Below are 13,742 nucleotides of genomic sequence, written 5' to 3' on the forward strand. Positions count from 1 at the left end.
ATCCTGCAAATCAGTAATCGATTTAATATTCATATAAGCTGGAACGACCAATCCCGTTTTAACACCGGTCATATTAGCACCCAGATCGTCAAGCTTATCCTTATATTTAGCCCAGTAGTCCGCATGTGTTAATGGCAGCCATGCTGCTGGTGAAGCATCTACATCACCGCTGGCGACACCCGTCCACATCGGGCCAGCTTCAACTTGCAATGCGGTTACTTTGTAACCCAGTTTGTTTTCCAAAATATATTTCAGCAAATTCGTACTTGCAATTTCGGAATCCCAAGCCACATAACTCAGCTTAAAGGTGTCTCCATTGACAGGTTGCAGACCTTGAGTCCATTCCTGTACCTTATCGGCATGCTTCTCAGCCCAATCCCTGGCAGCTTGCTCAGGGCTGGTTCCGGCTTGAATGGCGACCATCATTTCACCCATATCTTCCGGTGTCCATTTGAACCGCTTCAAGAATTCGTAAGCGACTGGAGCATCTTTTTGCAGTCCTTTACGAGCAATCGTATGAATACTCTCGGCTTCACCGTATGACTTTTTAGGGTCTTCCAAATATTTGAGATCATATTTGTTGAACATCCAGTGGGGAGTCCAGCCTGTAATAATGATCGGCTTTTTCGCTTTAATGGCTTTGTCCAGTGTTGCCGTCATGGCTGCACCGGAGCCTTCTACCAGCTTCCAGTCGGACAAATTGTAGTCCTTAATCGCCTTGGCAGTCGATTTCATTATACCTGCTCCGGCATCAATGCCGATAATCTTGTAATCGACCTCTTCGCCAACCGGATTGGTGGCTGCGTTACCTTTGCCAGTTGCGGAATGATCCGCTCCAATAAAATATTGAGATGCGCCGGCGATCAAAATGACGGCTGTAACCGCCGAAGTAATCCACACTTTTTGTTTGCCAGATACACGGCTTTTGCTTCTTTTCGCTGGCTTGAACAGGTTTTGCGTGAAACGGTCAAGCACAATAGCCAGGACAACGACAGCCAAGCCGGCTTCAAAACCTTTACCGATTTGCAGCTGTGTCACAGCACGGTACACAACCGCACCGATACCTTCCGCCCCGATCATGGAAGCAATAACCACCATGGACAGTGACAGCATAATCGTCTGGTTAATACCAGCCATAAGGGTAGGCAATGCCAGTGGAAGCTGCACTTTGAACAGCTTTTGCGCTGATGTGGAACCAAATGCATCTGAGGCTTCAATCAATTCACCCGACACCTGCATAATCCCCAAATTCGTCATACGAATGGTTGGCGGGATGGCAAAGATAACAGAGGCGATTACGCCTGGGACAACACCGAGGCTAAAAAAGGTAACCGCAGGGAGCAAGTATACGAACGCAGGCATCGTCTGCATAAAATCAAGCAAAGGCGTGATAATGCGTGACGCCGATTTGCTATATGCGCACCAGATCCCGATAGGAATCCCGATAATAATGGATATGAGCGCAGACGTGATGACCAGTCCGAGCGTGTTCATCGTTTCGCTCCAATAGCCCAGATTGTCAATTAGCAGGAAGCCGATGACAGTAAACAGCGTAAGCTGAACCCGGCCGATCATAAAGGCGATAATCCCGATGATTACAATAAACACCAGCGGGTGTGGAAGCATAAACAGCCCTGAGAAAAAGCCTACTACCGCTTCAATAACGGAAGAAATAACATTAAATAATCCTGCCAGATGAATACCCATCCAGTCTACAATGGATTGAATCCACTCAGCGATTGGCAGTTTCGGTATCATGGGCATTCACCTCCTTTGTAGTGTGTACATCTCCACTAAGTGCGCCCAGTAAAGCTCCACGGACGATAACGCCCAGCAGCTTCTGCTTATCATCGACGACAGCCAGCGGCACCTTGGACGAGCTTGTAATTTCAAATAAATCGTTAATGACAGTATCAGCAGCAACCTGTGGCCCGTCTGTCATCAAAATATCTTCAATCTTCAAATTGTTACGTAGTGCATGAACAGCATCCTCGGCATTAATAACACCCAGCAGCTTTTTGGCACGGTCAATGACGAACAGATTGGAAATCCCGCGTTCCCGCATCAATTCCAGAGCAACACGTGGACCACGATCCATGGTAATGGTTTCTGGACGAAGCATGACATGGGCGGCCGTCAATACCTTGGACAGATCCACATCCTCGACGAAGCGCGCTACATATGAGTTAGCCGGTTGGATCATGATTTCTTCCGGCGTACCGATTTGTACAACCGCCCCGTCCCGCATCAATGCAATCCGGTCTCCGATCCGCAGCGCTTCATCCAGATCATGGGTGATAAACACAATCGTTTTTTTCATTTTATCTTGAAGCTCTAGCAGCTCATCTTGCATATCGCGGCGAATGAGGGGGTCCAATGCGCTAAACGCTTCATCCATCAAGAGCACTTCAGGATCGTTAGCCAGCGCCCGTGCCAGACCGACACGCTGCTGCATACCGCCACTCAGTTCATCGGGCATTTTATCGCCCCAGTTTTTAAGACCAACCAGTTCCAGCGCTTGCTGTGCCTTTTCCTGGCGTCTCGCTTTATCTACCTTTTGAATTTCAAGGCCATATTCTACATTTTCCAATACAGTCCGATGTGGAAACAGTGCGAATTTTTGAAAAACCATGCTGATGGTTTTACGGCGAACTTCGCGGAGTTGTTCTTTGTTCATCTTACGGAGATCCTTGCCGTGGACAAGTATTTCACCAGAGGTAGGCTCAATCAAGCGATTTAGCATTCGCACCAAGGTGGATTTGCCACTGCCTGATAGTCCCATAATCACGAAAATTTCACCTTGCTTAATTTCCATGTTGGCTCTATTTACACCAACAGTAATTTGCTTCTCTTTGGCCAGCCTTTCCTTGCCCCAGCCTTGCTCCAGGAGCGGAACACCTTGCTCTGCGTGAGGACCAAAGAGTTTGCTGACATTTTTGACTTCCAAAATCGTCATACATACACCTCTTCTTTCTATACTTTGCTTGGTATTAACCCCATGTTGCATGATGGATTGAGTATAAAAAATCATAATTCTGGGCATCCTGAACGGTTAATGACAAAATTAATTGTAACAAAGCATTACTTACTTTTCAAACAAAAAACTGTTCATAAAGTATGTACAGAAAAAACTGTACGAAGTTTACTTCGATATGCTCCTTCGTTCTTTAGAATGCTCAAACATTCGGAACTTTACAACCGATAATGCTTTTCTTAAAATAGACAATGAAATATAACCATAAGAAAAAAGATTTATGTATATCCATAATTTTAAAAATCTACTATCATTAGCAATTTTGCGAATTATGATTTTGAACGACCACGGGGAATTCGTTCATACTAAGTTGTGCAAAATGCTCTAAAATTAGGAGGTTGCAAGCATGAGCTTGTACCAGTTAGGTGATGAGCAGCAGGCTTCGCTGCAAAAAATTCGCAAACGTGTTATAGAAGCTATAGGTAAAAACATGGACTTATATGGAATCACTCTGTCTGCGGGGCATTTGTACGGTTTGCTGTTTTTTGCGGATAAACCGATGACGCTGGATGAGATGGGCCGTGAAATGGAAATGAGTAAAACGAGCATGAGCACGGGGGTCCGGACGCTATTAGATCTGAAAATGGTGAACAAGGTGTGGAGCAAAGGCTCACGCAAGGACCTGTATGAGGTCGAATATGATTGGTATCAAACGTTCACTGACTTCTTCGCTATTAAATGGAGAAAAGCGGTGGAAACGAATTTGCTGGTGCTGCGCAAAGCCATTGATGAATTGGACAGGTTGATAGCACAGGGGGGAGAATATGCAGAATTTAAGGCAATTCTTCAGCAGGACCGTCTGAAAATGAAGCAGGCCGTAGCTTATTATAAATGGTTAGACCGACTAATTGACTCTTTGGAGAGCGAAGAAATTTACAAGCTGATTCCGAAGGAAGAGGTTCAAGAGTAACTGCCAATGTTCTATCTTGTCTACAACATGCCGGAGCGCCCAAAGTGCCTCCGGTTTTTTGTATTTCACCTTATAAAGGATTGTTTGGCTTCATTCAATTTTTGGTTTGTCCCTGTACACAAGGTATAATAGAGATATGTAAGTATTGAAATTTTATACCGTTTTGTTAAATATATGAGATAAAGGGGGGTTCATGATGGAGAGCATTATAGTACATACCCGTTTAGGTCAGTTACGCGGGGAATCGGGGAACGGATATTATGTATGGAAAGGTATCCCATATGCCCAGCCTCCTGTTGGAGCACTGCGTTTTCACGCACCGCAGCCTTTGAAGGCTTGGAAGGGTGTGCGGGCTGCGACGAGGTTTGGGCCGATCTGTCCACAGCCTTTGCCATCAGCAGACAGCATGACCGGAAATCTGGTAGAACCGCCTGAGCAATCGGAGGATTGTTTGTACCTGAACGTGTGGGCACCTGCTTCAGAGGCTCCTGTGGAGGGGCGTCCGGTGATGGTATGGATTCATGGGGGAGCCTTCGTCACCGGGTCTGGAATTATTCCTTTATATGACGGGGCGCGGATGGCGCAAAAGGGTGACGTTGTCGTCGTTACGATGAATTACCGACTGGGGCCATTAGGATTTTTGCATTTGACTCCACGGGGAGAAGGTCTGACCTCGAATGCGGGACTGCTGGATCAAATTGCCGCACTGGAATGGATCAGGGATCACATCGCTGCCTTTGGCGGTAACCCGAATGAGGTGACGGTGTTCGGTGAATCGTCGGGCGCGATGAGCATTGCCGCCTTATTGGCGATGCCAGCCGCTGAAGGCTTATTCCAGCGCGCGGTCTTACAGAGCGGGGCGTCGCAGGTATTGCCGACTTCACAGGCTGAGCAAGTGACGGCTATGTATCTTCAGCAGTTGGGTGTAGATACTCAGCATCCTGAGCGGTTGTTTACGCTGTCGACCGACGCGCTGATGCTCGCTATGGCGAAAACGCATGAAGTACTCCGACCAGGAATGGCGATGATTTACCAACCCGTTGTTGACGGGGTGACCTTGCCAGAAGTACCTCTGTCTGCGATTGCACAAGGTTCAGCCAAGCAGGTGTCGGTTTTGATTGGAACGAACCTGCATGAAGGGGACTATTTCATCCGTAAGGAATCCCATCTCATGGACAAAACGACAGCGAGCCAGGCATTGGAAATGATGACAGGTATGCCGGATGCCGCCGAGCTGATAGAACCCTTTCCTGGTACGATTGAGGGTCAGGCGCAAATGCTGACCGATCTAATTTTCTGGCGCCCTGCCTTGGCTCTCGCGGCTGCACAGTCAGCATACGCGCCGGTATGGATGTATCGTTTTGACTGGACATTTCAGGGGCATCCTACCTTTAGAAAAGCGGTTCATGGCGCGGAAATTGCGTTTGTTTTCGATAATCTGGAGCTGCTAGGCAAGCTCGGTTTAGATATTCAACCATCGATGCGGACGTTGGCTCATGATATGCAGCAGGCTTGGGTGACCTTTGCACGTACTGGAAAGCCTGTGCTGCCAGAAAGGGAATGGCCGACGTATGACAGGGAAGAACGGGCCACTGCCATTTTTCATCAGGGCATCACGGTGGAGCATGACCCGCAAGGGGACAAACGGCGTCAGTTAACCGGGCAGATGAACATATAAGTTGACAACAAGATACGATCATTCAACATATAAAAACAAAGCCCTCGCACGTAATGAGGAACTGACCTTGTTAGTGAGACAGGGGTCAATCCCTCGTATACGGACGAAGGCTTGTTTTAGTTAAACAGAACCGATGGATCGTTGCCTATCCTTAACTTGCATGGAATCGCAACAATGTGATGTGGAAGTTAAATCTTGAATCGCTTCACGAGTTCTTGCAAATCCTGTGCCATTCTGGACAGCTCTTGAGATGAAGAGGCGATTTCCTCCATTGCCGCCATCTGCTCCTGAGCGGCAGCAGATGTAGTCTGTGAACTGTCCGCCGAGCTGCGGGACAGACTTGCCAAATGGGTCACCGTAGCCGAGACTTCTTCCGTGCTGGCCGAAATTTCTTCAGCAGCCGCGGATACGCTTTGAATTTGCTCCACGATATGAGATGTGGAGCGCTCAATATTCGCAAAGGCACCTTCTGCATCCTGGCTGATGCGCAATCCTTCGCCTACCTGGCTACGAACATTGCCGTTCATTGTAGCGGTAGAGCGTTGAATCAGATCCAGCATCTGCGTAATAATCTGACTGATGGAATCCGCGCTTTCCTTGGATTGCTCCGATAGCTTGCGTACTTCTACAGCGACAACGGCAAATCCACGCCCGGCTTCGCCTGCTCTGGAAGCCTCAATGGATGCATTCAGGGACAACAAGTTTGTTTGCTTGGCAATGGCAGCAATAGCACTATTCATCTGCTTGGCATCATCGGAGAGCTGTGACAGCTCATCCATCAGACTGGCCGTTTGGCTTACGGCTTCCAGAATACGGTCCATCTGTGTCCGTACATTGCTAATCATTTTGCTGCCTTGAGCAACATCATCCTCGGTATGTCCTGCTGAGTCTACGATGGAGCTTGCTGATTCGGCAATGGTGCTGACACCCTTGGCCATTTCTTCAACGGCATTAGCGGTTTGCTCGGATGCCTCGGCGCTGGTGGCCGCATTTTCGGCCGATTCCATGACGGTTTCCGCTACATGCTGTACAGATTCGGTCGTTTGCTCCGTGCTTTCCTTGATCATCAGGGAAGAGGATGCAAGTCGGGAGGACGTTTGATTGACCTCGGAAACCATGGTGTGCAGGGCATGTGTCATCTGATCAAAATTCTGTGCCAGCTCGCCGAACTCGTCCTTACTGGACAGATTAACACGCTCGGTCAGATTTCCATCACGGACGATACGTGTCCCTGCTTGCAGCTTGCGCAGCGGAATCAGGAACGAGCGAATCATGAGCGCGATGATAATAGCAGCGATCAGTACGGAAATAACAATCACAATCAGGCTTTGCTTCAAAATCGGTCGGGAAGCGTCACTGTAATCCTCCAGATCCGACAGTGCGACAATGTTCCACCCGGTAACAGGGTCCTTGAGTGTAAAGGCCAATACGTCTCTATTCATAAATTTAATTTGTGATATGGAAGGAGTATCATTTTCAGCGTTTTTCTCTACTTCGGGAAGTCCTTCAATGGTGTCTGTCGGTTTTTTGCCTGAATTGTTAAAGGCTGCTCCAGCTCCAGACACAATTTTATGATTAGAATCAACAATAAAGAGTCCTCCGCGTTCGCCAATCTTAACAGATTGCAGGTTTTGACCCATCTTGTCCAGATTCAAAGCCAGGGAAATAGCTCCTTGACCGTCCTCCAGTGTTCTCGATAAATTAACCACTAAATTCCCTGTCGTGACGCTGACAGCTGGAACACTGACAAATACTTTGCCCTTCTCCTGCATCGCGTTTTTGTACCATTTTCTCTCCCTTGGATCATAATCGGCCTCCTTTTTATTCGGCGTACGAATGTATTGTCCTTTCGTATTGCCGAGGAGCGCAGCATCCAACTCGGGATGAGCCTTGACGATAACATTCAATTTTTTCTGAAGGGCATCTTCGTCGGAAGCAATGGAATCAGACTTGATTTCAGTGGCAAGCACGTCCACATCCTTCATAATGGGCGTTACATACTGATTGACATTGCTTCGAATCAGATACAGATTCGTGTACACAGAACCGCTCATTTGCTGACTGAGTTGCGTTGTAGCACCTTCATAAGAAAAGTATCCAATAAGTGCACTTGGAATCAATAAGACAGCCAAAAAAGCTACAATCAATCTTGTTCTCATTAAATAAAACTGTCTGAGAAACCTGGTCCACCATGGAATTGTTTGTTTTGCGTTAGTCATAGTTCTTGCTCCTCTGTGTCTGTTGATCACTACATTGTTTTATTCGACAAAAAACTATGAATTTTATAGATGTAATGTATGGAAAACGAGGAATAGTTGCATGTTTTAATCGTTTTTATTTAAAAATAGTTCAAAAGTAGCATATTATGTATTAATGCTTATACAAAAAAAAACAAATCGGAGACGCAAAAGCATCATCGCGATTTGGCTTGAATGATTTGACTTGAACAATTTGACTTAAATAAGTGATGAAATGGGTAAGAACTTATTAGTTTTTTTGCTGACGTGAAATCATAAACAGCGTAATCCAGATAAGCATAAAACCAGTCAGTTGTGCTATGGTAACAATTTGCTGGAATGCGATCCAGTTAATCACGACACCGACCATTGGAAAGCTTAATTCCGCCATGGTGGCATAGGACGCTTTGGTCGTGCTTAAGCCTTTGTAATACAGCAGCAGGCTGAGAAGACCCGGAAGCAGTGCCTGCAATAACAGATTGATAATTACGGCTGCGCCCGCCCATGTACCGGTAGGCATATTCCACGGCGCATGCTCCACAGAGGTGAGGACAATCAGCAGAGGGAGCGCCACCATGAAGCGCAGGGAAGTTACCGTCTCATATTTTATCGAGCGCAGCAAATAGCTTCCCATAACTGTCGAACCGCCCCATAATACTGCCGCTCCCAGTGCCAGCAGACTGCCGACCTGGACAAAATCACGAGCATGCCCGAAGGGGAGCGACCAGCCGAAGGTAAGAAGATACGTCCCCAATAAAGCGATAATAATGAGAATTCCAAAATTACGCGGCAGCATTTCCTTCAAAATAATGCGTGCCAGGATAATGGCGACCAGCGGTTGCAGCTTTTGGAGTAAAAGAACGGCATTCAGATCACCGTTGCTGAGTGCCATGGTGAAAATCACGCTGGCCAAAGCTGAGCCGCCCCACGAGACGAACAAAATCGCCAAAACCTGACGAAGCCGTACTGCTTTAAGCTCCTCACGATGCTTCCACAGGATCGGTCCCAAAGCAACAAAAAGCAGCACATGCTCCATCAGTACAATTTGGGCTGAGGTGAATGATTTTAACAAAATAATACGAAACAGCGGGTCAGCACCCCACAAGGCCGCTCCAATCGCGACTAGCCAAAAACTACTTTTCATATGGGAGCTACGATCAAAACCTTTGGAAGTTAGTACAGTTGTTGATTGACTCATATTCATTTAGCTCCTTGCGAATACAGGACCGGTGGCACAAAAACCCCCGTCCATGGCGAGAGGCCATGCAAGACGGGGGTTGATCAAATAAACTTGCCGCTTGATGCAAGTTAAATGAAGTTGCTGCCAAACCAAAACACTCAGGCAGCACTCATCGACTCACGGCATGTTTATGCTTCGATCTTCTTCCATCCGGACTTTACCGTCGGCTTTGGCATCTCACCAAATCAGTCCGTATCCTGTTGCCGGATACAGAGTCGCGGGCTTAGCTCCATGAGCCATACCGCCGGTTGGGAATCACACCCTACCCCGAAGATCCTTATTCCGTTTTTTAATTTCTCCTATAGGATATACCTGTTTTGGAATGGAGTCCAGTGAAAAATGTGTGTACCCGTATTACGAGGTAATATCCTTATACTCAATGCGGCGGATTGCTGCATAAGCCACAAGCATTCCCAGCACAGAAAATCCGATTTGCACAGGCGCAATAGAGCTAAGCATAGCGCCGTTATTATTGGAGAAAAGCAATGCCACAATCAGGATGGAGGTTACAATGGTTGTGGGAACAGAATATCTTCGCATTCCCATATACAGCGGAACCAGTCCCATAAAGCTGGCGGCAACGGCATTCATCAGTGTCCGTGCTGATTGCTGGCCCAGTACAGCAAGCGTAAGTTGATCTGGTACAATAACGACAAACTGGTTAAGCAGATGAATGGCAGCCGTAAGGACAATTTCCGATACAATTATGGACAGGAATGTAAACAGTAACACGACCAGGAGTTTGGCAATCATCAGCTTTTTGCGGTGAATCGGATACATGAACAAGATGGTAATTGATTTGGTCTTAAATTCGCCTACAATAAAGCGGCACAGCAGAACAGAGGAAAACACGATAAAAGTGGCCCTGACCAAATTGTCCATGAGATCCAGAATCTGAGTGTACTGTGCAAATTCGTGTATACCTTCACTTTGGGTGGTCTGCGCAATGAGGCAGGTAAGCCCAAGAATGCAGACATTGGCGATCAGGGCTGAACGGATATATCCTGCCAGATGAAATTTTTTCAGCTCCAGCTGCATTAATTTAAGCATGGAGATCACCTCCATTTAGCAGACGCAAAAAGTAGTCTTCCAGCGTACTGTTTTTCTGATAAATGGAATCCACCTCTACATCATTTATAATGAGGGTTTTCGTAATTTGCTTTTGTGATACACTTGTATCGTAAATACGTACACTTTGCTCGCTCAGTACCCGAATGTTATGCAGATTCAGATGATGGGAGAGGACGTAGACTGCCTTTTTGCAATCGTTGGTCATAAATTCGATGTATTCGGTATTGGCTTCCCGCACCTGTTCCATCGACACTTCCTCAATCAGCCGCCCGTGATTAATCACGCCCACCGTATCCGCAATCTGCTCAATTTCCGCTAAAATATGACTGGATACGAGCAGGGTCATCCCGTATTCCTTGCACAGCATGTGGAATAACTGACGAATTTCCTTAATTCCCACCGGGTCCAGACCATTAATCGGTTCATCCAGTATCAGCAGTTCCGGTTTGGTTGCAATGGCTCGGGCAATCCCGAGACGCTGCTTCATCCCTAATGAAAAGTCCTTTACCGGTTTGTCACCCGCGTTTCGCAAGTCCACCAGCTCCAGTGCATCCTGAACAGCCTGCTTGTTATAATAACCCATGTATTCACAATGCAGCTCCAGATTTTGCTGGGCCGTCAGCCTGTCATAAAAAATCGGGTATTCAATAATCGAACCCATCCGTCCGAGCAGATGGTACGATTTTGGCGTTAATTTTTCACCGAACAATTCAACCTCACCTGATGTCGGCTTGAGCAGGTTCGTAATCATTTTCATCATCGTTGTTTTGCCCGCTCCATTGGGACCGAGAAAGCCATAGGTTTCCCCTCTTCGGACATTCATACTGACCCCTGCTACAATTTCATTGCCCTTCAGGGCTTTGGTCAGCTGATGTGTGCGTAATATGTAAGTCATGGATGTTCTCCCTTCGTATACTGTTGATAGTTCAAGAATAAAGGGTGAAATGTTCATTTCTCTTTCGTGTTTCTTACAAATTTATTAAGTTCAATCAATAGTTAATAGCTGATTTTCCTCAAAGTAAAAGAGAAGACCGTCTGCTCGTAAGGCCTGCTGGTCAATTGAATCTCCCCGTTCATCGCCTCGACCAGGCGTTTGGCAATCGTAAGTCCCAGTCCACTGCCTTGTACCGCCTTATTGCGCGAATCCTCAAGTGTGTACATGCGCTCAAAAACCTTGTCCTGCTCTGGCTCCTGTATGCCTTTGCCACGATCCCATACTTCTATACGCACTGTGTCGTGCTGTTCCGTTAGAGTCAGTCCCAACGTTCGACCGTCAGCCCCGTAGCGAATCGCATTAGAAATCAGATTGTTCAGTACCCGCCCAATCGCTTCTTCGTTCCCCAAGGCATGAACAGGATGCTCCAGGATATCAATATGCACAGCAAATCCCTGTGCGGTCAGCAGATCATAAAAATCTAAAATGCTGCGTCTGCACAGTTCTCCTACCTCCAGCCGTGTCAGTGGAATGTCCGTATCATGGGCCTCCAGCTTCGCCAAGCTAAAAAAGCTGCCGATCAGCTCAATCGCTTCGTTTGTTTTTTGATGAATTCTGGATAGCAGCTTTGTGCGTTCTTCCGGCGAAATATTCGGATCACCATCCAGCATCTCGGCATATCCAAGCACAACCGTAAGCGGGGTCTTGAGATCGTGCGAAATGTTCGAAATCATTTTACGCATGGCGATTTGGCTTCGGCTGTAGTCCGCCGACACCCTAAGATTCAGATCCAGCAAACGGTTGATTTCGGTCATGAGTCGTTGCAGTTCAGCGTCACCTGTGACATATAGCAGCTTCTCCGCATGGTTCACCGTCACAATCCGCTCTAGTAGGGTTCGGACATCCTTAATACTGCGTTTATAGGCCACACGCTCCCGCCAGAGCCATACAATAACGACCGACATGATGACGACGACAATCCATTCCGAAATGTTCTCGATGTTCATATCAGCCGTTCTCCCATTTGTAGCCAATGCCCCAAAGAGTCTTAATGTGGACAGGGTGGGAGGGATCTTCTTCGATTTTCTCACGCAGGCGGCGAATATGGACGTTAATCACGTTTTCATCGCCCATATAATCCTCTTTCCAGATAAATCCGTATAATTGCGCCTTCGTAAATACACGGTTCGGATTGGTTACGAACAGCTTGAGAATGTCGGATTCTTTGGCTGTTAACTGTAATTCATTCTCATTGCGAATGACTGTAAAATGATCGAAATCAATATGCAGATCGCCGTAGCTCAAAGCTTGTGCTTTTGGTTGTTCCTCCTGCTGCTGACGGGCATATGTAGTAGATCTGCGGATGGCGGATTGAATCCGTGCGGTCATTTCCAACATCGAAAAGGGCTTGGCGACATAATCGTCCGCACCAAATCCCAGTCCAAGCGCTTTATCCACGTCGCTGTCCTTCGCTGACATAATCAGGATCGGCACCGCGCTGCTGGTACGGATTCGGCGGATTACTTCCATGCCATCCACCTTCGGCATCATCAAATCCACTAGCACCAGATCATAGGTGTGACGTTCAAAGGCAGCAAGCCCTTCTTCTCCGTCATAGGCGGTCGTTAGCTTGTAGCCTTCTTTGGTGAGCGCCTTGTGCAGCATTTCGGCAATGGATAGATCGTCTTCAATAAGTAGTATGTGAGGATTCATAGGTGTGTGTAGCTCCTCCTAATTTTGGGGATCAGTTCATAAGTGGAATTGTTAGATGAAACTGATTAGATTATATACCGGTCTGGGGAGAAATTCTATATATATTTTGTAAATTTAGAATAAACTAAGAAATGCAATGATAACTAGTATAAATCAAAAAATGCAATGAAAATGTCCGAGAGGGAATGAATTAGGAATTTCCAAAAGGAAAACATATAGAAGTTTACGAACGGAGATTAAAAAGACATCATATGTTATGGTTTAATTCAAATTCTTTAGATTAAAAAAAGAATTGCAAATTTAAATACACCAAGTGTTAATTTCATTGTATTTGAACTATATAAATCGAACTTAAGAGTTTCATATCGTGCCACTGCGTAGTCGGATAGTGCTTCCCATCGCTACCGCCCCCGGATTTCTTGAATAAAGCCTATGATCAGCGTAGAAATCCAGGGAAGTGATGCTTCCGAAGCGAGCTTTCCTACGGAAAGCTTTTAAAGCGATCGCTTCGCTTGTATAGCACTATTCCGCCTACTCCGCTTATTTGTTCATTTTCGAGTTCGGATTGTATAGCAAATATATTTACCATTATACCTTCAAGAAATCCATTACAATACAGGCTAAAGGTCTATTTTGAGGACGGAATCCAATTTTAATGATAATAAAATCATTGTCCTTGAAGTTACTTGAAATTTAAAAAAATGAGACGTGAAGGGTTCACTTTTTCCCAACCTCTAAATGGAATGATACAGGGAATCACTTAGAGCCACAAGCCATTTAGGCGTTTTTTTCTGAAATTTAGAATAATGACTCGAGGTTGGGAAAAAATTGTGGAACCCTTGCGGCTGTAGTAAAATATGCTCATTGTTAAAAATGGAACCCTTGATTCTACTAGCCTTTAACCACAACATGAGATGTATTGAAA

Annotated in this window: 10 protein-coding genes and 1 riboswitch; of the genes, 2 read left to right on the plus strand and 8 right to left on the minus strand. The window is 46.3% G+C overall.

Annotated elements, in window-relative coordinates; all coding sequences use genetic code 11:
• Positions 1-1,758, minus strand: a 1,758-nt coding sequence (locus L693_RS0125735) for a glycine betaine ABC transporter substrate-binding protein (protein WP_025721145.1), incomplete at its 3' end; no start/stop codon positions are given.
• Positions 1,733-2,956, minus strand: a complete 1,224-nt coding sequence (locus L693_RS0125740) for a quaternary amine ABC transporter ATP-binding protein (RefSeq protein WP_025721147.1) — start codon at positions 2,954-2,956, stop codon at positions 1,733-1,735. The genes L693_RS0125740 and L693_RS0125735, both read right to left, overlap by 26 nt.
• Positions 2,957-3,380: 424 nt before the next feature.
• On the opposite strand from L693_RS0125740, the gene L693_RS0125745 reads away from it, so the two are divergent.
• A complete protein-coding gene (locus tag L693_RS0125745) occupies positions 3,381-3,944 on the plus strand; it encodes a GbsR/MarR family transcriptional regulator (protein ID WP_025721148.1) in 564 nt (187 codons plus the stop codon).
• Between the two features lie 196 nt (positions 3,945-4,140).
• A complete protein-coding gene (locus L693_RS0125750) occupies positions 4,141-5,622 on the plus strand; it encodes a carboxylesterase/lipase family protein (protein ID WP_025721151.1) in 1,482 nt (493 codons plus the stop codon).
• 188 nt (positions 5,623-5,810) lie between these two features.
• On the opposite strand, the gene L693_RS0125755 is transcribed toward L693_RS0125750, so the two are convergent.
• The 6 genes from L693_RS0125755 to L693_RS0125780 all read right to left on the minus strand — a co-directional run bounded on the left by L693_RS0125755 (position 5,811) and on the right by L693_RS0125780 (position 12,817).
• On the minus strand, positions 5,811-7,841 hold the full coding sequence (locus L693_RS0125755) for a methyl-accepting chemotaxis protein (protein ID WP_025721153.1): 2,031 nt from the start codon (positions 7,839-7,841) through the stop codon (positions 5,811-5,813).
• Positions 7,842-8,109: 268 nt separating this feature from the next.
• A complete protein-coding gene (locus L693_RS0125760; protein WP_025721155.1) occupies positions 8,110-9,057 on the minus strand; it encodes a DMT family transporter in 948 nt (315 codons plus the stop codon).
• Positions 9,058-9,233: 176 nt separating this feature from the next.
• Positions 9,234-9,378, minus strand: a riboswitch (FMN riboswitch).
• A gap of 75 nt (positions 9,379-9,453) precedes the next feature.
• The gene (locus L693_RS0125765) at positions 9,454-10,149 is read right to left on the minus strand and encodes an ABC transporter permease (RefSeq protein WP_025721157.1); all 696 of its coding nucleotides are present in this window, start codon (positions 10,147-10,149) and stop codon (positions 9,454-9,456) included.
• Positions 10,142-11,065: an ABC transporter ATP-binding protein gene (locus tag L693_RS0125770; protein ID WP_025721158.1), complete on the minus strand. Its 924-nt coding sequence runs from the start codon at positions 11,063-11,065 to the stop codon at positions 10,142-10,144. Before L693_RS0125770 ends, L693_RS0125765 begins: the two co-directional genes overlap by 8 nt.
• 101 nt (positions 11,066-11,166) lie before the next feature.
• A complete protein-coding gene (locus L693_RS0125775) occupies positions 11,167-12,111 on the minus strand; it encodes a sensor histidine kinase (RefSeq protein WP_049825281.1) in 945 nt (314 codons plus the stop codon).
• A gap of 1 nt (position 12,112) precedes the next feature.
• Positions 12,113-12,817: a response regulator transcription factor gene (locus tag L693_RS0125780; protein WP_025721160.1), complete on the minus strand. Its 705-nt coding sequence runs from the start codon at positions 12,815-12,817 to the stop codon at positions 12,113-12,115.
• Positions 12,818-13,742 lie beyond the last annotated feature (925 nt).

Source organism: Paenibacillus sp. 1-18, from assembly GCF_000520755.1.
GTDB lineage: Bacteria > Bacillota > Bacilli > Paenibacillales > Paenibacillaceae > Paenibacillus > Paenibacillus brasilensis.

Bases quoted from the DNA above. Each gene is read 5' to 3' on its own strand.
- L693_RS0125750 (WP_025721151.1), top strand. From the start codon at position 4,141: ATGGAGAGCATTATAGTACATACCCGTTTAGGTCAGTTACGCGGGGAA.
- L693_RS0125780 (WP_025721160.1), bottom strand. From the start codon at position 12,817: ATGAATCCTCACATACTACTTATTGAAGACGATCTATCCATTGCCGAA.
- L693_RS0125755 (WP_025721153.1), bottom strand. From the start codon at position 7,841: ATGACTAACGCAAAACAAACAATTCCATGGTGGACCAGGTTTCTCAGA.
- L693_RS0125745 (WP_025721148.1), top strand. From the start codon at position 3,381: ATGAGCTTGTACCAGTTAGGTGATGAGCAGCAGGCTTCGCTGCAAAAA.
- L693_RS0125770 (WP_025721158.1), bottom strand. From the start codon at position 11,065: ATGACTTACATATTACGCACACATCAGCTGACCAAAGCCCTGAAGGGC.
- L693_RS0125765 (WP_025721157.1), bottom strand. From the start codon at position 10,149: ATGCTTAAATTAATGCAGCTGGAGCTGAAAAAATTTCATCTGGCAGGA.
- L693_RS0125760 (WP_025721155.1), bottom strand. From the start codon at position 9,057: ATGAGTCAATCAACAACTGTACTAACTTCCAAAGGTTTTGATCGTAGC.
- L693_RS0125740 (WP_025721147.1), bottom strand. From the start codon at position 2,956: ATGACGATTTTGGAAGTCAAAAATGTCAGCAAACTCTTTGGTCCTCAC.
- L693_RS0125775 (WP_049825281.1), bottom strand. From the start codon at position 12,111: ATGAACATCGAGAACATTTCGGAATGGATTGTCGTCGTCATCATGTCG.